This is a genomic window from Thalassospira sp. MCCC 1A02491 (assembly GCF_001613785.1).
Classification (GTDB): Bacteria; Pseudomonadota; Alphaproteobacteria; order Rhodospirillales; family Thalassospiraceae; genus Thalassospira; species Thalassospira povalilytica.
Genome location: NZ_LPVX01000031.1, coordinates 61,684 through 84,137 on the forward strand (window position 1 = coordinate 61,684; position 22,454 = coordinate 84,137).

Annotated in this window: 19 protein-coding genes; 8 read left to right on the forward strand and 11 right to left on the reverse strand. The window is 54.5% G+C overall.

What is annotated here, in order from left to right; genetic code table 11:
- Positions 1–52 precede the first annotated feature (52 nt).
- From AUQ42_RS12770 to AUQ42_RS12780, 3 genes are all read left to right on the forward strand, one after another.
- Positions 53–1,342, forward strand: a complete 1,290-nt coding sequence (locus AUQ42_RS12770; protein WP_068519476.1) for a TRAP transporter large permease — start codon at positions 53–55, stop codon at positions 1,340–1,342.
- A gap of 131 nt (positions 1,343–1,473) precedes the next feature.
- Positions 1,474–2,412, forward strand: coding sequence for a 2-hydroxyacid dehydrogenase (locus tag AUQ42_RS12775; RefSeq protein WP_068519477.1), 939 nt, complete (start codon positions 1,474–1,476; stop codon positions 2,410–2,412).
- A 77-nt stretch (positions 2,413–2,489) separates the two neighbouring features.
- Positions 2,490–2,855: a winged helix-turn-helix domain-containing protein gene (locus AUQ42_RS12780; protein WP_068519478.1), complete on the forward strand. Its 366-nt coding sequence runs from the start codon at positions 2,490–2,492 to the stop codon at positions 2,853–2,855.
- 28 nt (positions 2,856–2,883) lie between these two features.
- Here the strand turns inward: AUQ42_RS12780 and modC are convergent, their stop codons facing one another.
- The 8 genes from modC to AUQ42_RS12820 form a co-directional block, all read right to left on the reverse strand.
- A complete protein-coding gene (modC, locus tag AUQ42_RS12785) occupies positions 2,884–4,023 on the reverse strand; it encodes a molybdenum ABC transporter ATP-binding protein (RefSeq protein WP_068519479.1) in 1,140 nt (379 codons plus the stop codon).
- Positions 4,020–4,712: a molybdate ABC transporter permease subunit gene (gene modB, locus AUQ42_RS12790; RefSeq protein WP_181848969.1), complete on the reverse strand. Its 693-nt coding sequence runs from the start codon at positions 4,710–4,712 to the stop codon at positions 4,020–4,022. The genes modC and modB overlap by 4 nt, the downstream gene beginning before the upstream one ends.
- Positions 4,709–5,503 carry a molybdate ABC transporter substrate-binding protein gene (modA, locus tag AUQ42_RS12795; protein WP_068519480.1) on the reverse strand — a complete coding sequence of 265 codons (795 nt, stop codon included), beginning with the start codon at positions 5,501–5,503 and terminating at the stop codon, positions 4,709–4,711. Before modA ends, modB begins: the two co-directional genes overlap by 4 nt.
- Positions 5,504–5,687: 184 nt before the next feature.
- Positions 5,688–6,206 (reverse strand): hypothetical protein, encoded by a 519-nt coding sequence (locus AUQ42_RS12800; RefSeq protein WP_068519481.1) that lies wholly within the window; start codon positions 6,204–6,206, stop codon positions 5,688–5,690.
- Between the two features lie 62 nt (positions 6,207–6,268).
- Positions 6,269–6,958 (reverse strand): exonuclease domain-containing protein, encoded by a 690-nt coding sequence (locus AUQ42_RS12805; RefSeq protein WP_068519482.1) that lies wholly within the window; start codon positions 6,956–6,958, stop codon positions 6,269–6,271.
- Positions 6,959–6,963: 5 nt separating this feature from the next.
- Entirely contained in the window at positions 6,964–8,832 is a 1,869-nt protein-coding gene (locus tag AUQ42_RS12810; protein WP_068519483.1) for a DUF294 nucleotidyltransferase-like domain-containing protein, read from the reverse strand.
- 190 nt (positions 8,833–9,022) lie between these two features.
- Complete coding sequence (locus AUQ42_RS12815; RefSeq protein ID WP_068519484.1) at positions 9,023–10,789, reverse strand: sodium:solute symporter family protein; 1,767 nt, start codon at positions 10,787–10,789, stop codon at positions 9,023–9,025.
- A 25-nt stretch (positions 10,790–10,814) separates the two neighbouring features.
- On the reverse strand, positions 10,815–11,075 hold the full coding sequence (locus AUQ42_RS12820; protein WP_068519485.1) for a DUF4212 domain-containing protein: 261 nt from the start codon (positions 11,073–11,075) through the stop codon (positions 10,815–10,817).
- A gap of 618 nt (positions 11,076–11,693) precedes the next feature.
- On the opposite strand from AUQ42_RS12820, the gene ettA reads away from it, so the two are divergent.
- Positions 11,694–13,373 (forward strand): energy-dependent translational throttle protein EttA, encoded by a 1,680-nt coding sequence (ettA, locus tag AUQ42_RS12830; RefSeq protein WP_068519487.1) that lies wholly within the window; start codon positions 11,694–11,696, stop codon positions 13,371–13,373.
- Positions 13,374–13,516: 143 nt separating this feature from the next.
- Here ettA and AUQ42_RS12835 read toward each other — a convergent pair whose 3' ends face one another.
- On the reverse strand, positions 13,517–14,158 hold the full coding sequence (locus AUQ42_RS12835; RefSeq protein WP_068519488.1) for a phospholipid-binding protein MlaC: 642 nt from the start codon (positions 14,156–14,158) through the stop codon (positions 13,517–13,519).
- 9 nt (positions 14,159–14,167) lie between these two features.
- A complete protein-coding gene (locus AUQ42_RS12840; RefSeq protein ID WP_228196350.1) occupies positions 14,168–14,866 on the reverse strand; it encodes a VacJ family lipoprotein in 699 nt (232 codons plus the stop codon).
- A gap of 393 nt (positions 14,867–15,259) precedes the next feature.
- Here AUQ42_RS12840 and AUQ42_RS12845 point away from each other — a divergent pair, with 393 nt between their 5' ends.
- The 4 genes from AUQ42_RS12845 to metH all read left to right on the forward strand — a co-directional run bounded on the left by AUQ42_RS12845 (position 15,260) and on the right by metH (position 20,992).
- Complete coding sequence (locus tag AUQ42_RS12845; RefSeq protein ID WP_068519490.1) at positions 15,260–16,237, forward strand: metalloregulator ArsR/SmtB family transcription factor; 978 nt, start codon at positions 15,260–15,262, stop codon at positions 16,235–16,237.
- A gap of 61 nt (positions 16,238–16,298) precedes the next feature.
- Positions 16,299–17,192 carry a methylenetetrahydrofolate reductase gene (metF, locus tag AUQ42_RS12850; RefSeq protein WP_369813526.1) on the forward strand — a complete coding sequence of 298 codons (894 nt, stop codon included), beginning with the start codon at positions 16,299–16,301 and terminating at the stop codon, positions 17,190–17,192.
- Positions 17,193–17,243: 51 nt separating this feature from the next.
- Entirely contained in the window at positions 17,244–18,308 is a 1,065-nt protein-coding gene (locus tag AUQ42_RS15670) for a homocysteine S-methyltransferase family protein (RefSeq protein WP_228196351.1), read from the forward strand.
- Between the two features lie 38 nt (positions 18,309–18,346).
- On the forward strand, positions 18,347–20,992 hold the full coding sequence (metH, locus tag AUQ42_RS12855; protein ID WP_082817852.1) for a methionine synthase: 2,646 nt from the start codon (positions 18,347–18,349) through the stop codon (positions 20,990–20,992).
- A 119-nt stretch (positions 20,993–21,111) separates the two neighbouring features.
- Here metH and AUQ42_RS12860 read toward each other — a convergent pair whose 3' ends face one another.
- Positions 21,112–22,356, reverse strand: coding sequence for a multidrug effflux MFS transporter (locus tag AUQ42_RS12860; protein WP_068519491.1), 1,245 nt, complete (start codon positions 22,354–22,356; stop codon positions 21,112–21,114).
- Between the last annotated feature and the right edge of the window lie 98 nt (positions 22,357–22,454).

The window sequence follows — 22,454 nt, forward strand, 5'->3', positions numbered from 1 at the left end:
GACGGGTGGTTGTGTTCGCAGCCACCCGCTTCAAGGAGCATTTGTTCCATTCATGTTTACGTTTTTCCTGATCCTCGTCGTTCTTGCGGTGCTGATGATTTTGCGAATGCCAATTGCATTTGCCATGGGAATTTCAGGTTTCCTTGGCCTTGCCATGCAATTGGGGATGAAGCCGGCACTTTCTGTTCTTGAACGGACGTTTTTTGATACGTCGTCATCCTTTATCCTGGTGTCCATTCCGTTATTCATCCTTATGGCGGAATTGCTGACCGCCGGGGATGTGACACGACGCGCCATTATCGCCTGTCAGAACTGGGTCGGGCATTTCAGGGGCGGACTTGCCATGGCAACGGTTGCGGCATCTGTTCTGCTAGCAGCCCTTGTTGGCAGTTCGACGGCCTCGACCGCGGCTATGGCCGCGTCGGCCTTTCCTGAAATGCGCAGGCACAAATATCATGATCGCCTTTCGGCCGCAGTCGTCTCGGTTGGTGGGACATTGGCCGTGGTGGTTCCGCCAAGTATCGTTCTGGTCGTGTATGGCGTTTTGACCGAAACATCGATTGGCAAACTGTTCATTGCTGGCATCTTGCCGGGTCTTTTGACCGCAGCGGGTTTGTGTACGGTGATCAAGCTGATTGCCAACCGGACGGACTATGCACCAAAAGGCGATCCGTTTGAATTGCGCAAGGCCGCGCGATCAAGTGTCAATGTCTTGCCGATTGCCTTGCTGATTGTGGCGGTGATCGGGGCGATTTACGGTGGTTTGACTTCCCCGTCCGAGGCAGCCGCCCTTGGTGTTATGGGGTCGCTTATTGTGGTCCTTGCCCAACGAACCCTGACGATCAAGGGGCTGGGCACATCCATCAGCAGTTCGATCCGCGCCACCGTCATGATTGTGGCGATCATTGCCTGTTCGGCGATCTTTTCCAATTATCTGGCCTTCACGCGTGTTACCCAAAGCATTCTGGAATTCGTTTCGACCACAGACATGTCGCGCGAAGTCATTCTGGCCCTGATCGTTTTGATCTTGCTGGTGATGGGGATGTTCATGGATCAATTGGCGATCTTGTCGCTGGCCATGCCATTGGCGTTTCCGACTGCCATGGCGCTTGGTTATGATGCGATCTGGTTCGGGATCATAGTGACCAAAACAGTCGAGATCGGCCTTCTGACCCCGCCGCTTGGTTTGAATGCCTATGTGGCATCCGCGCAAACCGGGGTGCCTTTGGGGACAATTTTCCGCGGAATTGTACCCTTCCTGATCATGGAGATTATTGTTCTGATCGGGTTGATCATGTTCCCGGAAGTGACACTGTTTCTGCCGGATCTGATGGGAAAGTGATCTTTTGAACGGGCGCGCCCGGCGGGTCGGTATGCGGGCAAAATCGGCAATTGTTATTTATCTTATCAACTTGTTTTACAAGTTGGCATTGGGTAGTTTTGGTCTTTGTTTGCCCCAATGAAAGTCTGATCATGACCCGGTCTGTTCTTGCGATTACGGATATTCGTCCTGCCTATACCGCGCAGCTTGCCCAGCGATATGACCTTCATCGTTTTGATCAGATCGATGACAAGGCGGCGTTTCTTGATCGCATGGGGGACAAGATAACTGCTGTTGTGACTTCGGCCAGGTTTGGACTGTCTGTCGATCTGATGGAGCGGCTGCCAAATCTTGAAGTGATTACAAGTTTCGGGGTCGGCTATGATCAGATTGATCTCGAAGCGTGCCGGGCGCGCGGCATCCGGGTTTCAATTACCCCCGATATCCTGACAGATGATGTTGCTGATACCGCGATCATGTTGATGCATGCGACCTTGCGCAAACTGGTTGCCGGTGATGATTGGGCGCGCAGTGGCAAATGGGCATCGGTCGGGCCGATGGCATTGACCCGGTCGGTGCGGGGCAAGAAACTTGGCATTGTCGGCTTGGGCCGGATTGGTCAGGCGATTGCATCGCGTGCCGCGCCAAGCGGGCTTGAAATCGGTTATTTCGGACGCAATCCAAAGCCGGTCGATTACCGATTTTTTGATCGTCTGACCGATTTGGCGACATGGGCCGATATCCTGATGCTGTCCTGTCCGGGCGGGCCAGCAACAGAGGGGATCATCAATGCCGATGTGCTGGCGGCATTGGGGGAAAACGGTTTTGTTATCAATGTGGCGCGCGGTTCGGTCATTGACGAGCCTGCCCTGATCAAGGCCCTTGAAACCGGGCGGATTGCCGGTGCCGGGCTTGATGTTTTTTACAACGAACCAAACATGGACCGGGCTTTTGCCGCGTTCGAAAACGTGGTTTTGTATCCGCATCATGCCAGCGGTACTGTTGAAACCCGCGATGCCATGGCGCAGCTTGTTGTTGATAATCTTGATGCCTGGGATACGCGCGGGGAACTGATCACGCCGGTCGCGTGACCGCGAATGTGATCTGTTGTCAGGCCCCCTGATCTTTGATCTTGGCGGGCAATTGCCGGTCGGGATAATGTAGCGCCATGACAGGCGAAAAACTTACGGTCCGACTGAAAATTGAACTGCCCGACGGTGTTCGGCTTGGCTATGGCAAGGTCGATCTGCTACGGGCAGTGGATGCGCATCACTCGATCTCGGCAGCGGCGCGGTCGATGGGGATGTCCTATCGCCGGGCGTGGTTGCTGATTGACGAGCTTAATCGCAGCTTTGCCGATCCGGTGATTGAAACAAGCATTGGCGGGCGCGGTCATGGCGGGGCAACTTTGACCGCCACCGGGATGCGGGTGGTCGAACTTTACGAAGCAGCCTGCACAAAGGCCCGTACCGCCCTTGACGAAGAGCTTTGCGAACTTGCAGGCCTGCTTGGTTCGGATATGCCAAATAATTGAATTTCAATATTTGTTAGCGCTAACATCATCAGATCGCGTGGTCGGTGACCTGACCGTCGACCGTGACGGATTTGATGACGGCGAAGACTTTCTGACCAAGACCGAGTTTCAGGCGGTGTGCGGACCATCGGGTGATGCGGGCATGCAGGACCGGTTGGCCATTTGCTGTGTCGTGTTGATGGCGGCCATCCGGATCATGGCCAAGACACAGGCTGATATCAACGGTATCGCGGTTTTCCTGGTTGATCTTGGTGATGGTGACCGGAATGACGTTATTGGCACTGATGCCGGTCGGTGCGGTTTTCGCGATCATGACATCGCGCGCACGGATATGCAGCCTGACATTCGGATTGGTCGGACGGCCGAGATAGGGCACAACAAGCCGTTGTCCGGCGCAATCAAGAAAACTGACTTCGGCCTTGGGATCGCGACTGACAATCCGGGCCGAAAGAACGGTACCGGCATCAAACCGGCCGGCGAGGGGGGGCAAGTCGGTGCGACCCAGCATTTCAAATACCGATCCGCTGGCCAGTGTTTTGCCCTGATCAATCACCACCATATGGTCGGCAAGCCGCGCAACTTCGTCAATCGCATGGGTGACATAAAGCATCGGGATTTTGCGATGATCACGAAGCCATTCGAAATAGGGCAGGATTTCCTGTTTGCGGGCATGATCAAGTGCCGATAGCGGTTCATCAAGCAGCAGGATATCGGGGTTGGATAACAGCGCACGGCCAAGAGAGACGCGCTGTTTTTCCCCGCCGGAAAGTGCGGCAGGACGGCGTCCCATCAATGGCAGAATGTCCAGCATTTCAAGGATGGCGCTTTGTTCTTCGCGCGGCAGTTTCTGTGCATTGCGGCGCGCCCCGAAATACAGATTTTCACTGACAGTTTTATGGGGAAACAGGCGAGCATCCTGAAATACATAGCCGACCCGCCGTTTCCGTGCGGGCAAATTGATCCGTTGGCGATGGTCAAAGACAACCCGGTCACTGATTTCGATATGGCCCTGACGGGGAGTTTCCAACCCGGCGATAATATTGATCAGACTGGTCTTGCCGCTGCCCGATGGCCCGAACAGGGCGGTGATGCCGGTATCAGGAATATGGAAGTCCGCATCCAGATCAAATTTGCCAAGCTTGTGGCTGATCGAAACAGTGATGCTCATGCCAGTGCCCTTTTGCGGATGTGGCGCATGGCAATTTCAGACAGCAATAATCCGGCAAAGGCCAAGCCGATCGACAGGGCAGCCAGCCGTGCCGCGGCAAGTTCGCCGCCCGGTGTCTGAATGGCGGTATAGATCGCAAGCGGCAATGTGCGTGTTTCGCCGGGAATATTGGAAACAAAGGTAATGATCGCGCCAAATTCGCCCAAACTGGCAGCAAAGGCCGTAATCGCACCGGCAATGATCCCCGGAAGGGCAAGTGGCAATGTCAGCGAGAAAAAGCGATCAACCGGCCCTGCGCCAAGTGTTTCAGCGGCCTGATAAAGGCCGTGATTGACGTTTTCAAGGCTGAGCCGGATGGCCCGGACCTGAAACGGGAAACTGACAATGGCCGATGCCAATGCCGCCCCGGTCCAGCTAAAGACAAAACGGATATCAAAGGTTTCATAAAGCCACGCGCCAAGCGGGGCGCGGGTGCCAAACCCGATCAAAAGCAAATAGCCCATCACCACCGGCGGCAGGATCAGCGGCAAATGCACAATGGCATCAAGGATGAAGCGCCCCGGAAACCGGCCCAGTGCAAGTGCTGTGGCGACAAGAATGGCAAAGGGCAGAGCACATAAAACAGCAACGCCCGAAATTCGCAAGCTCAGTAAAAGGGCCTCGATTTCGGCGGGCGTTAAACTGATCATTGCGGGGTCGTACCTGTTTTGAGTGTCTCAACCGGATCAAAGCCATAATCGGCAAAAATTCGACCCGCGTCATCCCCCAAAAGCCAGGCAAGGAATTTTGTGTTGCGATCGGTATGTGCATCCCTGGTCAGGGCGACCGGATAGGTGATGGGGGGATGGCTGTCTTTGGGGAAGGTTGCGACAATTTTGACATCCTGTGCAATTGCCGCGTCGGTGCCATACACAATCCCGAATGGCGCCTCGCCGCGTTCCACCAGGGCAAGGGCCGCACGCACATTATCAGCGCGTGCAAGTCGGGGTGACAGATCTTCCCACTGCCCCAGTTTGGAAAGCGCCTGTTTGGCATAAATACCGGCAGGAACATGGTCCGGGTCGCCAACCGCAATCCGGTCATCTGTTTCCAGCAGTGCCACAAGTCCAGGGTCCCCGGTCAGGGAAACCGTCTCAACCGGACTGTCGGTTGGTGTAATCACCACCAGCGAATTGGCGACAACATCGTGGCGCGTGCCCGGCGCGATCATGTCCTGATCAGACAGCCAGTCCATCCATTTCTGATTGGCCGAAATGAAGATATCGGCCGGTGCCCCCGCCGCGATTTGCCGGGCGAGTGTCGATGAACTGGCAAATGACATCTGAATATGATCGCCGGTTTGGTCTTCATAAGACCGGGCTGCTGCGGTCATTGCATTGGTCAGGCTGGCCGCAGCAAAAACCGTAATAGTGTCCGCGCGAACGGCAAGCGACGCAAAAAGAATCACCGGAAGAACAAGAAAAGGGGCGAGATGGCGCATGGGGCAGGGTTCCGGACCGATTATGATATATCGTTATATTTCATTGGATATAGCGATGCGTCAAGCAATTGATGCGATGGCCATTATGCGCGTAGGGCACCTGATGGCGGGTTCGTGTCCGCAAAAACAAACAGCCCGCAAAGAGCGGGCTGTCGGGATCGGGTGATGAAAAATTCGGCGGTGGTTACCGGCAGACCGCCGCGCGCAGCGGATCGTCAGCATCCATGTCAAACCATTCCGTCATGTCGGTCGGAAAGCCGTTTTCATCAAGATTGTTATCGGCAGTGATATAGCCGCGCTTGCCCGATGCACAGTCCACAAGATGGGTTAGTGCCAGTGTTTCGGCACCTTTTTTCAGCAGCAATGTGGTGACCCGTTTCTGATCAGGATTGCCGGGATTGGTGACAAGCTTGTCACGGTCAATGGCGGTAAAGCGATTGATCGGCGCAGAAATCAGGGTCCAGGGGGCGAACGGGTTTTCGTCGGTGAAGGTCTGAATAACGGTGATGGTATCGGGAAGGCGGGCGTCATAGCGTTCAAACCAGCTATATTCATCCCAGATCATATAGCAGAACATCGCAACAGCCGCGACGAAGGGGATGACATATTTCGGTGCCTTGCGCCCCCACAGGCGAAAAAGCAACATGACCACCCCGGCCGCAGCAAACCCAACGACAACCGTCGTGAAAATAAAGACATACATGCGTGCGGCTCCCAGTTCCCTGTTATATTTGTTCGGGCCTTTTTTAATGCCCTATCATCGGATTAGCGCAGTATCCGGTTGAGCTCAAGTTCGCCTTTTGGATCACGTTTGGCAATCTGTGCCAGAAACAGCCCCGAGGCGGCAATTGCATCGGACAATGCGTTATGGGCGCGAAATGGTGGCAAATTATGACTGCGTCGCAAATTATCAAGTTTCAGCGCCCCTGATTTCATCGGTTGTCCGCTGCGATGCAGATCGCGCAATGCGAGAACCAGGGTATCAACCGTTGGGATTTGCAGTGGCGCACCAAAACATCGTTTGCAGGCCTGACCTAAAAAGCCGAGCTCGATCGGGGCGTGATGCGATATCAGAACCCGGCCAGCCATTTGGGGCAGCAAATGTTCAAGTGCGGTGGCAATGTCGGGGGCATCGGCCACGTCGCTGTCAAAGATGCGGTGAACAACAACCGAACTTTCGCGAAGTTCTCCGCGCGGGCGGACCAGAATATGTTCGCAGCTGGCGAAATCGACGCCGAGCTGGCGGATAATCACCCAGCCCAGACTGACGATCTCGTCGCGTTTGGGATCAAGGCCAGTGGTTTCGAGATCAAGGGCGATAAATTCGGTTTCCATCACGGACCGGGCCGGATCGGCAGGCGGGATATCATAATAGCGGCGCAACGGGCCGGTGGCCTTGCGCTGGATGAAATCGCGATAGAGCTGACTGTCGAAGATTTTCTGGCGCAACCCCATACCGATCAGGTCCCGCTTTTGCCAAAGGCGTGTTCAAGCGCACCCTGAAGGTTCTTGATCACCGAAAAGGCATCCTTGAGGTGGCTGCGCTCAAACGCAGACAGACTTTCAGGATGAAGGAAGTTGTCCGGGGCATCTCCGCGCCGGATTTGTCGTACCTGATGTTTCAGGCGCGTGATGCTGATGAATTCGAACGCATCAAGCAGATCGGATGCCCCCTGTGTGCTGATGGATGGCAATGGTTTGATGGCATGAAGACGTTCGAAGGTATTGACTGCTTCGACCCCATTTGCCAGCGCGTGGATACGCGCAATATCAACAATCGGGACCACGCCATTATGTTTCAGATCAAGGGTCCGGTCATGTTCCCCGCCGCGGATCATCACAAAGTTTTTAAAGAAGCCTAGCGGCACATGATGGGTCAGGGCATTGCCAACCATATAGGCCTGGAAAATACGGTTGTCGCGGGCCTTTGACACAATCAGGCGGTGCAGATTGTCAAACAGGCTTTTGGTGCCGTGGATCGGGCGCAAGTCAAACCAGACCGAACACAGCATCAGGGCCTTGGGTTCGGGTTGTTCGATCCATTTGTTGAAATATTGCTGCCAGACCCGTACGGGCTGACGCCACTGGTCGGTTTTTGCCATCATCTCGCCCGGGCAAAAGACATAGCCAACCGTATTCAGCCCGTCACAGACAAAATCAGCCAGCGCCTTGAACCAGGCCCCGTGCTGTTCGGGATCATAGGTGTCATCAATGATCAGGCAGTTGTCCTGATCGGAAAGGGCGGTTTGTTCCTGTCGGCCCTGGGATCCGCCAGCCATCCAGACATAGGGAACGGGCGGCGGGCCAAGCTTTTCTTCGGCCAGTTGCAAAAGCCGGACGGTTGCCGCATCCGACAGGGTGGTGACGATATGCCCGGCATTTTGCGATGTTGCGCCCGCTTCGATCAGGTGGCTGAGAAGTTCGGGAACCTGTTCGATCACCTTTGCCATGTCTGCCGGATTGGTCAGTTTGCCGATCCGTCCGGCCATATAAACGGCGGACAGGGATTGACGCGCCAGCAGGTTGTTGGTGGTGATCATGCCGACCGCCTTGCCGTCTTTCATGACCGGAAGATGGCGCACATTGTGTCGCGTCATGGTCAGAAGCGCGTCAAAGGCATAATCATCGGGATGAACCGAGATCGGGTTGGCGGTCATGATTTCGGTTACCGGTTCATCATAACTGCGCCCCTGGGCAACAACGCGATTGCGAAGGTCGCGGTCGGTCATGATGCCGGCAATCTCGTCGGCACCCTCGGTGATCAGCAGGCAGGAAACCCGTTCCTTGCTCATCAGTTTTCCGGCTTCAAGGATGGTGGCCGATTTGTCGATGCTGACAAGATCGCGGGCAATCAGGTCGGCGACCTTGATGCTCATGAGTTTGAGCTGATCGTCATCGAGGCTTTCAATCAGTTGCATGCCGCTGCGCAGCCGGTCGCCCCCCATCTGGGCAAAGAAATATTTGAATTGCGGGAATTTCCCGGCCAGCTCGTGAAAGTCCTTTTCCGGCAACAGGTAACACAGGCTGTCTTCAAGGGTGGTGATGTTATTGGCAGCCTTGCCATTGCGGAACATCGCGCGCACACCGAAACATTCCCCTTCGGACAGGCGGGCAAGAAGCTGGCCGTCCGGATCGCGGGTTTCGGTGCCGCCAGTCCGGATGATGTAAAGATGAAGGCATTGTTCTTCGGGGGACAGGACCTTGGTGCCGGCGCGGAAATACCGGGCCGTCAGCCGTTTGGGCAGGGCATTGATTTCTTCGTCAGGCAACAGCGCAAACGGGTGATGCTGTTTGAGAAATTCCGCGATTTCTTCGAGTTCGATGCTCATGCCTTTTGTCCTCCGCCAGAGGCTGTTTGATTTAATTTGCACAGCGTGGCCGGTTGGTGGGCCAACATAAATCAATGCAAACCAAATAAAACGGACCCGCCGTCATTGTTGCCTGATAGCAACCGAAAAGAAAAGCCCCCGGACCAGTGATCCGGGGGCCTGCAACAGATTTGGCAAACCGGTTGACCGATTAATGGTCAACCGCGCCACCGGCTCCTTTCGGAACGCGGATGTCTTCAACCATGTGCTGGATATGTGCTGGCGGTTCAGCGGTGACTTTCGACACAGCGAAAGCAACGATGAAGTTCAGAACCATACCCACAGTACCAATGCCTTCCGGCGAGATACCGAACAGCCAGTTGTCCGGCGTGTTGGCAATGATCGGATCGAAGAACACACCTTTATAGGCAAGGATATAGCCCATGGTGAAGATCAGACCCGTCAACATGCCGGCAATCGCGCCTTCGCGGTTAACCTTCTTGGAGAAGATCCCCATGATGATAACCGGGAACAGCGAGGATGCCGCAAGACCGAAGGCAAACGCGACCACCTGTGCCACGAAGCCCGGCGGGTTGTACCCGAGATAACCGGCAATCAGGATCGCAACTGCTGCTGCGATACGTCCTGCCATCAGTTCCTGGCCTTCTGTCATGTCCGGTGTGAAGGTACCTTTGAGAAGGTCATGCGACACGCCAGAGGAAATCACAAGAAGCAGGCCGGCAGCAGTCGACAGCGCAGCGGCAATACCGCCCGCAGCAACCAGTGCAATAACCCAGTTCGGAAGCTGTGCAATTTCCGGGTTGGCCAGAACCATGATGTCACGGTCCACGCTCAGCTCGTTGCCAGCCCAGCCATATTCGGCAGCCTTGGCAGCGAATTCTGCGTTCGCATCGTTGTAATACTGGATGCGACCGTCACCGTTCTTGTCCTCGAAGCTCAGAAGGCCGGTTGCTTCCCAGCGCTTCATCCAGTCCGGACGTTCTTCATAGGACAGGTTGCCGTCTTCGGCACCAACTTCACCGGTCTGGATGGTTTCGGTCAGGTTCAGACGAGCCATCGCACCAACTGCCGGGGCAGTGGTGTAAAGCAGCGCGATGAAGACCAGCGCCCAACCAGCCGACGAACGTGCGTCACGCACTTTCGGCACGGTGAAGAAGCGAACGATAACGTGCGGAAGGCCGGCAGTACCAACCATCAGGGCGGCGGTGATGGCAAAGACATCAATCGTCGACTTGTTGGTGGTCGTGTATTCAAGGAAGCCGAGTTCCGTCACGACATTGTTGAGGCGTTCAAGCATATATTCGCCGGTACCATTGACGGTCGAGCCGAATGCCAGCTGCGGCAGCGGATTGCCGGTCAGCTGGAAGGCAATGAAGATCGCCGGAATGGTGTAGGCAACAATCAGAACGCAATATTGTGCAACCTGGGTATAGGTAATGCCCTTCATGCCGCCAAGAACGGCATAGATGAAGACGATGCCCATACCGACGATCAGACCGGTAAGAATTTCGACTTCAAGGAAGCGCGAGAACACGATACCGACGCCGCGCATCTGGCCTGCCACATAAGTGAACGAAATAAAGATCAGGCAGATAACAGCAACGATACGGGCTGCTTTGGAATAATAGCGATCGCCGATGAATTCCGGCACGGTGAACTTGCCGTATTTACGCAAGTAAGGTGCCAGAAGCATGGCCAGCAGGCAGTAGCCGCCGGTCCAGCCCATCAGGTAAACCGAGCCGCCATAGCCAAGGAAGGCAATGAGGCCAGCCATAGAAATGAAGGAAGCAGCCGACATCCAGTCTGCTGCGGTCGCCATGCCGTTGACGACCGGGTTAACACCTTTGCCAGCGACATAGAATTCGCCGGTGGTGCTCGCCTTGGCCCAGATCGCGATGCCGATATACAGCGCGAAGCTCAAGCCTACGACGATATATGTAAGGGTAGTAAGATCCATTTTGTCTGTCTCCCCAGATCCAGCGTCAATCGTCGTCTTCGTGAACGTCGAACTCGCGGTCCAGTTTGTTCATCTTCGACACATAAACGAAAATCAGTGCGACAAAGACATAGATGGACCCCTGTTGAGCAAACCAGAAACCAAGCTGGAAGCCCGCTATTTCGATACTGTTAAGGGCATCGACAAACAGAATGCCGAAACCGTAGGAAACGATGAACCAGATCACAGTCAGAGTTGCGACCAGCTTCACGTTTCTCTTCCAGTAGGCTGCGCTTTGTTCATCCATCGCGCGTCTCCTTCCTAGAATTGATAACTTCCCCTGCCGACCGTTTGTTGTGTTTTTGTCAGTCGGCCGCATGTACTAAGCGGCAATGAAACTGTAACGACACACTCATTGCCTTCTAAGCTCGATACCAGTTTTCGGGATTCCCCAGAAGCTAATCATTAGTCGTATAGAACAGTGCGTTAGCGACGGTCTGGTTGAATGAACCGGCCAAAATCACAAAGATTTCCGCCAGTTTTTCCATTGTGCAATGCGGTATTTTTGGTTGAGTTTTCGGGGTGAATAAAACACTCATAGATTGCCGTTTGGCAGTGTTCCGGATGCTTTTGGTCTGTTTGGGGGCGATTGCCTGTGGTGGTTTGCATATCGGTTGCGGATCAAATTTGCGCGTCGCTTGCACAAAAAATTGCCCGGCGCGGTTGCCCGATCACCAATTTCGACAAAGTTAGAGGGTGTCCTGCCCCCGCGTGCGGCTTGCATGCGGGCATGTGCGGTTTGAAGTTGTTAAGCGCAAGCACGTCGGTTACAAACGGGCACAGCTTTTCAGGCATGAATATGTGCATGCCGTCGTGATCCGGTCCCGATGGGGACGGACCCAATGACATTTGGATGGGGAATTTAATGGCATCCTACCAGTATATTTACGTCATGAAGGACCTGACCAAGATCCTTCCGGGCGGTCGTGAACTTTTCAAGGGCATTACGCTGTCGTTCCTGCCGGGCGTAAAGATCGGTGTTCTGGGGAACAACGGTGCGGGTAAATCGACCCTGCTCAAGATCATGGCAGGCATCGAAAAGGATTTTGCCGGTGAAGCATGGCCGGCAGAAGGTGTTCGCGTTGGTTACCTTGAACAGGAACCGCAGCTGAACCCGGCAAAGGATGTTCTTGGCAACGTCATGGAAGGTTGCGGCCAGGTTGTTGACGATCTTGCGCGCTTTAACGAAATCAGCGCCAAATTCGCCGAACCGATGACCGATGACGAGATGAATGATCTCCTTGCTGAGCAGGGTGAACTTCAGGAACGTATCGATGCGGCCAATGGCTGGGATCTTGAGCGTACGCTTGAAATCGCCATGGACGCGCTGCGCTGCCCGCCCAAAGATGCCGATGTGTCCAAGCTTTCCGGTGGTGAGCGCCGCCGCGTTGCGCTTTGTCGTCTGCTGCTGGCCAAGCCGGACATTCTGCTGCTTGACGAACCGACCAACCATCTTGATGCGGAATCGGTTGCCTGGCTTGAACGTCACCTGGAAGACTATCAGGGCACCGTCATTCTGGTTACCCACGATCGTTACTTCCTTGATAACGTTACCGGCTGGATCCTTGAACTCGACCGTGGTCAGGGCATCCCGTATGAAGGCAACTATTCGTCCTGGCTGGAGCAGAAGCAGAAGCGTCTGGAACAGGAAGCCCGTCAGGAAGGCAGCCGCCAGAAACAGCTGGCAACCGAGCTGGAATGGATTCGCCAGAACCCGAAAGGCCGTCAGGCAAAATCCAAGGCCCGTGTCCGTGCCTATGATGATCTTGTCGCCGAAGCCGCCAAGGCAGTGCCGGATTCGACCAAGATCGTTATTCCGATTGCCGAGCGCCTTGGTAACGAGGTTATCACTGCCGAAGGTCTGACCAAGGCATTTGGCGACAAGCTTCTGTTTGATGATCTTCATTTCCGTCTGCCGCCGGGCGGTATCGTTGGTGTGATCGGCCCGAACGGTGCCGGTAAAACCACGCTGTTCAAAATGCTGACCGGAACCGAAGCCCCGGATTCCGGAACGCTGAAGATCGGTGAAACCGTCAAGCTTGGCTATGTCGATCAGTCGCGTGACTCGCTTGATCCGAACAAGACCGTCTGGCAGGAAGTTTCCGACGGCCTGGACGAGATCCTTCTGGGCAAACGTCCGATGTCATCGCGTGCCTATGTTTCGCAGTTTGCATTCAAAGGTGCGGACCAGCAGAAAAAAGTCGGTCAGCTTTCCGGTGGTGAACGTAACCGCGTTCACCTTGCCAAGATGTTGAAATCGGGCGCAAACGTGCTGCTGCTTGACGAACCGACCAACGATCTTGACGTTGATACGCTGCGTGCGCTTGAAGAAGGTCTTCTGGAATTTGCCGGTTGTGCTGTGGTTATCTCGCACGATCGCTTCTTCCTTGACCGTATTGCGACTCACATCCTGGCTTACGAAGGCAATTCGCATGTCGAATGGTTCGAAGGCAACTATCAGGAATATGAGGCGGATTACAAACGCCGCTATGGTGAAGAGGCAAGCCGCCCGCACCGCATCAAATACAAGCCGCTTACCCGTTAATTCGGGAAAGGGCATTGTGAATTGCGAAAGGCCACCTTCGGGTGGCCTTTTGTTTTTGGGGCGCAATAGGTTTATTTCCGGACAAAGAAAAAGCCACCATCTGGAAATGGTGGCTTTGATCTTTTGATGGTGTGGTCTGTGACCTAAAGGCCGGTTTTTGCCTTAAGCGCGCTGGTCAGGGCGCTGACATCATCGTTATTTTGCTGGATCACCGAGGTGAATTCGTCACGCTGGGTAATGCCCATGCTCAGACCTTCGATCGAAACATCAATGATCTTGTAATGGTTATCAAACAGACGCATACGCCAAACGATATTGACCGGCGGGCCATCAGGGCGAACGAACTGTGAATTGACGAAGGTGTCCTTGTTCTTTTCGGTCTCGCTGCCGACAACGAACTGTTCGCCGTTAAAGGCTTTGAACTGGTTGGCATAGTTCAGCGCGAGATAGTTCTGAAGAAGCTTGGAAAACTCGTCGATTTCTTCCTTGGAAATGGAACGCCAATAGCGGCCGAGCACAAAGCGCGACACAACTTCCATTTCGAAGTAGCGATCCATCAGGGCAACGAATTTCTGGCGGCGGACATCATCGCCAAGCGTCTGGTCGGTCAGTTCGGCCATTGCCTGATCGGCAAGGGACTGAATGACATTGGCCGCACTTTGGTCAACGGCGACCTCTGCGATCACCGGGGATGCGGTGGTCGCGGCCATAACCGGGCCAGACCAGACCGCAGCAACACCAAAAAGTGCGGCTGCTGCGGGGATGATGATCTTGGTCTTGGTCATGGCTCGCTCTTACTGGCTTGCGGCTTCGACGGCGTCGTCAAAGCTGAATTCAGCACTTTCATCCTCGACCGCAGAAGCCGGTGCAGGTGCGCCGTTGCGAATCAGGGTGTTGCGCTGCTGACGATACAGGCTGCGCAGGGCTGCATAATAGTCGATTGACGATTTCTGCAGCTCGTTAAGCTGATTGACGGTCGCATAGCGATAATGCAATGCGCTCACACCGATCGAGCCAAGATAAAGTGCTTCGGCGGTGTCGCTATTCTGTGCGCCCCAGGTCAGCGGGTTGGCAACATAGTCAACACCAAGGCCAACACTGTCACGCAAGTTGGACGGACCAATCAGCGGCAGAACAATATAAGGACCGGCACCGACGCCATAATGCGCAAGGGTCTGACCGAAATCTTCACGACGGTACGGAATGCCGAAATCGGCAGCGACGTCGTTGAAACCAAGGAAGCCCAGCGTCGAGTTCATGATGAAACGCTGGAACGAGGCCGCGGCCTGATCCGGGTCACCCTGAAGCAATGCGTTGAGTGAGTTCAGCGGTTCGTTCAGGTTGCGCACAAAGCTTGCAACCGACGTCTTGACGGGTTCCGGCGCAATATCGCGGTACCACATCGCAGCGGGGTACAGAACCATGAAATCGACTGCGCCGTTTACACCGTGCACAACACGGTTTACCGGTTCAATTGGGTCGAAATCGCTCATATCCTGTGCGGGCTCTGTTGATGCACAAGCCGTCAGCAAGGACAGCGAACCAGCAGCACAGAGTGAAAGTAGAGCTCGAAACTTCATTATTTTCAGCCAACCGATTTTCGATACATAGACTTCCTTGACCCAAGACGTTTTTCGCGCGGGAACACCAAAAAACGTTACCGATCAACTTCCTGCTCTCGAAGTCGGATCATGTATCGCGTACGCCTCGAATATTTATGTGGTTAGCATAGGGCGAAATTAAACGCCAGCATACAAAAAGTTGAAAGGGTTCAAGCCGTTTTACCGTGTGACCTTTTTGCCATACCTCGTTTGGGTGGGAAAATAGTCGTTGATTAAATATAAACATATCTTTATATCTGTTTTTCGTGAATGGGAGAGACGGCTATGGAACAGGTTTTGGCAAGATTGCGCGCAGCCGCCGAAGCGACACGGCTTCGGTTATTGGCGATTTGCGCGGAATGCGAACTGACGGTCAGCGAGATCACGCAGATCATCGGCCAAAGCCAGCCACGTGTTTCCCGTCATCTGAAATTGCTGTGCGAAGCCGGGTTGCTTGTGCGATTCCGTGAAGGGACCTGGGTGTTTTATCGTACGCCGCATTCCGGCCCGGGGGCCGATCTGGTGCAGCCGGTTCTGGCTTTGTTGCCGGCCGATGATGAAATTTTGTCCCTTGATCGGGCGCGCCTTGATCAGGTCAAAGCCCAGCGTGAAAAAATCGCCACCGAATATTTCCGCGCCAATGCCGAAGACTGGGACCAGATCAGATCCCTTCATATTGACGAGGCTGTTGTTGAACAGGCCCTGCTTGATGCGGTTGGGGATCTGAGCGGCGGGCGTATTCTTGATATCGGTACGGGAACGGGCCGGATACTGGAACTGCTGGGCCGAAACGCCGAAGAAGGTGTCGGTGTGGACATGTCGCGCGAAATGCTTGCCGTGGCGCGTGCGCGCCTGCAACGTGCCGATCTTTCCAATTGTCTGGTGCGTCAGGCCGACATGTATCAGCTGCCGTATCCGGGGGGCATGTTTGATGTCGTGACCCTGCATCAGGTTCTTCACTTTGCCGAAAAGCCCGATGCGGCAATCGCCGAAGCCGCCCGCGTTCTGGCACCTGGGGGCCGGCTGGTGGTTGTCGATTTTGCTCCACATGATCGCGAAGAATTGCGTGAAGAGCACGCGCACCGGCGCCTTGGCTTTGAAGATTCGTCGATCAGTACGTGGTTTCGCGCATGTGAACTTGTATTCGACAATGTCATAAACCTGCCCGGCAAGCCGCTGACCGTCCGGATTTGGACAGCGCATGCCGCAACCCAGGCCGCCACACAGACACCAGATAAAAACACCGACAGGGCTGCGGAATAATCCGTATCCCCCGAGATCAAAAATAAAGCCCGATCCAAGGGAAAGCGAAGACAGGATTGAAATGATGACGGTTCAAGAAAAACAGGCAGCACGCAACGATCTGCGGGTTTCATTCGAATTCTTTCCGCCCAAAACGGAAAAGATGGAAGAAACCATGTGGCGATCGATCCATCGTCTTGCGCCGCTGAACCCGTCCTTTGTTTCGGTGACCTATGGCGCGGGCGGTACCACGCGTGATCGCACACATGGCAGTGTCACCCGCATTCAGGGTGAAACCGGCATTCCCGCGGCCGCGCACCTGACCTGTGTCGGTCATACCAAGGATGAAATCGAACAGATCGCCCGTAAATACTGGGACGAAGGCATTCGTTCGATCGTGGCCCTGCGTGGTGATTTGCCCGATGCCGGTGATACTTATGAACCGACCCCGGGCGGTTATCCCTATGCGGTTGATCTGGTTGCCGGGCTTAAGGAAATTGCCGATTTTGATATTTCGGTGTCGGCCTATCCGGAAATGCATCCCGATGCACCAAGTGCCGATTTCGAGATCGATTATCTGAAACGCAAGATCGATGCCGGGGCCAACCGTGCGATCACGCAGTTCTTCTTTGATAACGAGACCTATCTGCGGTTCCGTGACAAATGTGATGCTGCCGGCATCACGGCCCCGATTGTTCCGGGCATCCTGCCGGTGACCAATTTTGCATCGCTTTTGAAATTTGCCGATATGTGTGGGGCGTCTGTGCCGGAACGCTTGCATTGGCGTTTTGACGGTCTGGACGAAGATCCGGAAACGCGCCGCATGGTTGCATTCCACGAAGCCATTTCACAGGTTGAAGGGTTGATGAAGGAAGGGGTCAGCGACTTCCACTTCTATACCCTGAACCGTGCCGAACTGACCTATGCCATCTGTCATGCGCTGGGTATCCGCGGAACGGACAAGGCTGCGGCCTGAGTTCCGATTACCGATAACAGCAAAGCCTGACTGAAAGACTGGATGAAAAAGATGAATGATCGCAAGGAACGCATCGCCCTGCTGCGCAAACGGGCCGAACAAAAGATACTGATCCTTGATGGCGCCATGGGCACCATGATCCAGAAACACAAACTGACCGAGGAAGATTATCGCGGTGAACGGTTTGCCGACTGGAAACAGGATGTCAAAGGCAATAACGATCTTCTGTCTCTGACCCAGCCAGACATCATCAAGGACATCCATCTGCAATATATTGCGGCAGGTGCAGACCTTCAGGGGACCAATACCTTCAGTGCGACGACCATCGCGCAGGCCGATTACGGCATGGAGGATCTGGCCTACGAGATCAATTTCGAAAGTGCCAAGATCGCGCGTCAGGCGTGCGACGAATGGGAAGCTGCCCATCCCGGCGATGTGCGTTTTGTGAACGGTGCCATTGGTCCGACCAACCGCACGGCCTCAATCTCTCCGGATGTGAACAATCCGGGTTATCGCGCGATCACCTTTGATCAGCTTAAAGACGCCTATAAGGAAGCGGCCAAGGGGCTGCTTGATGGTGGTGCGGATACGCTTCTGGTCGAAACCATTTTCGATACGCTCAATGCCAAGGCCGCACTGTTTGCCATCGACGAAGTTCTTGAAGAACGTGGTGAAGATGTTCCGGTCCTTATTTCGGGCACCATCACCGATGCATCGGGCCGTACCCTTTCAGGGCAGACCACCGAAGCATTTTATAATTCGGTCCGCCACGCCAAGCCGTTTTCGATCGGTTTGAACTGCGCACTTGGTGCTGCACAGCTGCGCCCCTATGTGCAGGAACTGTCGCGCATTGCCGAATGCCGCGTTTCGGTTTATCCCAATGCCGGCCTGCCGAACGAATTTGGTGAATATGATCAAAGTGATGCGGAAATGGCAGCACTGGTCAAGGAATGGGCTGAAACCGGCATGGTCAATTTGCTGGGCGGATGCTGTGGCACAACACCGCCACACATCAAGGCGATTGCTGATGCCGTGGCCAATGCCAAGCCGCGGGCGCTTCCGAAAATTGAACCCAGAATGCGTTTATCCGGCCTTGAGCCGTTTGACGCTGCGTAAACCCGATATTGATTGCTGAAAAGAGATCGAACAGACCCATGACCGACATTTCCAGATTTATCAATATTGGTGAACGTACCAACGTTGCCGGATCGCTGAAATTCAAAAAGCTGATCGTTGACGAAGATTACGATGCGGCCCTTGAAATTGCCCGCCAGCAGGTCGAAAACGGCGCACAGATCATCGACATCAACATGGATGATGCGATGCTTGACGCCGAAACGGCGATGGTCAAGTTCATCAACCTGATTGCGGCCGAGCCCGATATTGCGCGCGTGCCGATCATGGTCGACAGTTCCAAATGGAACGTCATCGAGGCCGGTCTTAAATGTCTTCAGGGCAAGGGGATCGTCAACTCGATCAGTCTGAAAGAAGGCGAAGAACCCTTTATCGCCCAGGCCAAACAATTGCGCCGTTACGGTGCGGCAGTTGTTGTCATGGCCTTTGATGAAAAAGGCCAAGCCGACACGGTCGATCGCAAGTTTGAAATTTGCAAACGCAGCTATGACGTTCTGGTCGAAAAAGTCGGCTTCCCGCCCGAAGATATCATTTTTGACCCGAACATCTTTGCGGTCGCAACCGGGATCGAAGAACACGACAATTATGCCGTTGATTTTATCGAAGCCTGCAAGCTGATCAAAAAACACCTGCCTTATGCCAAGATTTCCGGCGGTGTTTCAAACGTGTCCTTCTCGTTCCGTGGCAATAACCCGGTCCGCGAAGCCATGCATTCGGTCTTCCTGTATCACGCCATCCAGGCCGGTCTTGATATGGGGATTGTCAATGCCGGGCAACTGGTCGTCTATGAAGAAATTCCGGCAGAACTGCGTGAACGCGTTGAAGACGTCATTTTGAACCGTCGTTCGGATGCGACCGACCGTCTGCTTGAGGTTGCCGAAAAATACAAGGGCACGGGCGGCCCGGAAAAGAAAGCCGATCTGGAATGGCGCAAAAAGCCGGTCAATGAACGTCTGGCCCATGCGCTGGTCAACGGCATTGCCGAATTCGTCGAGGAAGACACCGAAGAAGCCCGCCAGCAGGCCGACAAGCCGCTTCATGTCATTGAAGGGCCGCTGATGGATGGGATGAACATCGTCGGTGACCTGTTTGGTGCCGGCAAGATGTTCTTGCCACAGGTGGTGAAATCTGCCCGTGTAATGAAAAAGGCCGTCGCCTATCTGATCCCGTTCATCGAAGAAGAAAAAGACGGTGTGCGCGAAAGCAACGGCAAGATCCTTCTGGCGACGGTAAAGGGCGATGTCCATGACATCGGCAAGAACATCGTTGGTGTGGTTCTGCAATGTAACAATTTCGAGGTCCTTGACCTTGGTGTGATGGTTCCGACCCAGAAGATCATTGAAACTGCCAAGGCCGAAAAGGTCGACATGATCGGTCTTTCGGGCCTGATTACGCCGTCGCTTGAAGAGATGACCTATGTTGCGGCCGAAATGGAACGCGAAGGTCTGGATATCCCTCTTCTGATCGGCGGGGCGACCACGTCAAAGGTACATACCGCGGTCAAGATCGCACCGAACTATAACAAGTCGGTCGTTTACGTGATTGATGCATCGCGTGCGGTGGGGGTTGCAAGCCAGCTGGTTTCGGAAACCCATCGCGAACGATTTGCTGCTGAAATCCGCAATGAATATCTGGCGATGGCGGAAAAACACGCCGCCCAGCAATTGCAGAAAAAGCGCTTCGCCCTTGCTGATGCACGCGCCAACAAGGTGCAGCTTGACTGGGATGCCTATGACGTTCCGGTTCCGGCAAAGCCGGGGATCACCGTGTTTGATGACTTTGATCTTGAAGATCTGGTCGCGCGCTTTGACTGGAAGCCGTTCTTTGAAACCTGGGAACTGCATGGTCGTTTCCCCGATATCCTTAAGGACGAAAAAGTCGGCGAAACTGCGCGCGGTCTTTATGACGATGCGCAGGAAATGTTGAAACGCATTGTTGCGGAAAAATGGTTCAAGCCGCGGGCGGTTGTTGGCATCTGGCCGGCAAACTCGGTCGGTGATGATATCGAAGTCACCCCGGCCCCGGATCAGAATGAACCGGTCATGCTTCATACCCTGCGCCAGCAGATGTTCCGCGAAAATAACAAACGTCCGAACCGGGCTTTGGCCGATTACATCGCGCCGAAGGAAAGCGGCAAGACCGATTATATCGGTGCCTTTGTTGTGACGGCGGGACCGGAAGTCGAACAGATTGCCTCAAAGCTTGAAGCCGAGCATGACGATTACAATGCCATTCTGGTCAAGGCGCTTGGTGACCGCTTTGCCGAAGCCTTTGCCGAGCGTATGCACGAAAAGGTCCGCAAAGAGCTTTGGGCCTATGCCGCAGACGAGAACCTCGGCAATGATGATCTGATTGCGGAAAACTATCGCGGTATCCGTCCGGCACCTGGTTATCCTGCGTGCCCGGAACATACCGAAAAACGCACCCTTTGGTCGCTTTTGAATGCCGAGGAAAATGTCGGCGTTTCCCTGACCGAAAGCTGTGCGATGACCCCGGCTTCGTCTGTCAGCGGTTTCTATTTCGCCCACCCCGAAGCCAAATATTTCGGCCTTGGCAAGATCGAACGCGATCAGGTCGAAAGTTATGCCGAACGCAAAGGCATGACCATGGCCGAGGCAGAACGCTGGTTGGCACCGAACCTGAATTACGATCCACGTCAGTCATAATGATCTGAAGTCATGATGATCTGACTGGTCGCAATGAAAAGCCCCGCAGACTGCACTCTGCGGGGCTTTTTTTCGTTTAGGGCTGTCGGGGAAAGGCCGTGTCAGTTTCAGAGCCCGCGTCAGTGTGTCGCCTGACAGAACTTGCCGCGTTCGGTAATGCCGACAATGACAATGGCAATCACACCAAGACAGAAATATCCACCCAGAAGCGGGATCACCGTGCCGTCAAACTGCTGGCCGATAATGCCCCCGGCAATCACGCCGATCAGGGTGCTATAGACGCCGATCATTGACGACGCAGTTCCGGCAATGGCGCCAACCGGTTCCATGGCCAGCGAATTGAAATTCGGCATGGTCAGTGAAAAGCAGAACAACGTCATGGTAAGGCCGGTACCAAACAGCCAAAGCGGCGGCTTGCCGTCAAAACCGATTGCGATCAGAACGTTGACCAGACTGCTTGCCGTCATGAAGAACAGGGCGACATGGGAAATCTTGTGCATGCCAAGTTTCCGCACCAGACGGGCATTGACGAAGGACGAGAAACTCATACAGGCCGCAATCATGCCAAAGGCAAGCGGGAACCAGACACCCAGTCCATAGACCTCGGTCTCGAAGATTTGTTGGGCCGAACCGATATAGGCCATCAGACAGGCAAACATCATGCCCATGACAGTGGCATAGCCAAATGTCTGGCGGTTGGTCACGGTGGTTCTGATGTCACGGGCAATCCGGCGAACCGAGAGTTTATGCCGATATTCAGGATGCAGTGTTTCGGGCATCCGAAGCAGGTACCAGCACACAATCGCAATCGCGAGGACAAGCGTACTGACAAAAATCATGTGCCAGTTTGCCAGTGCCAGAATCAAACTGCCCGATGCCGGGGCAAACACCGGAAGAATGATGAATACCATCATGACAAAGGACATGACACGCGCCATTTCGCGACCTTCAAAACAATCGCGTGTGATCGCCATGGTCAGAACGCGCGGGGCCGCAGCGCCAAGTCCCTGTACGAAACGGGCAATAAGCAAATGATCATAGCTGTCGGCAAAGATCGCCATGACCGTACCGATGGCATAGATGCCAAGTCCGGCGATCAGGGTCGAGCGGCGACCAAAACTGTCGGCAAGCGGACCATAGACGATCTGCATCAGGCCAAAGGCAATCATGAAGACATAAATCAGCATCTGCATGCGGTTGCCGTCTTCGATGCCGAAATCGGCAGCAATCGGGCCAAAGGCCGGTAACAGGTTGTCAATCGACAGGGCGACAAGCCCGATGGTGATGGCCATCAGACAGACAAATTCAGCAAAGCCGGGTAGCGGTCGTACCGCAGTGCTACCCGTGGGTCGGGGATCATTCATTTTCGGATTCCGTATCAACACGGTTTGGGTGGCGTCAGAAATTCTGAACAGACGGCGAAGAATGCTGCATTTCCCCCGTCGATGGCAATGATCGTTTT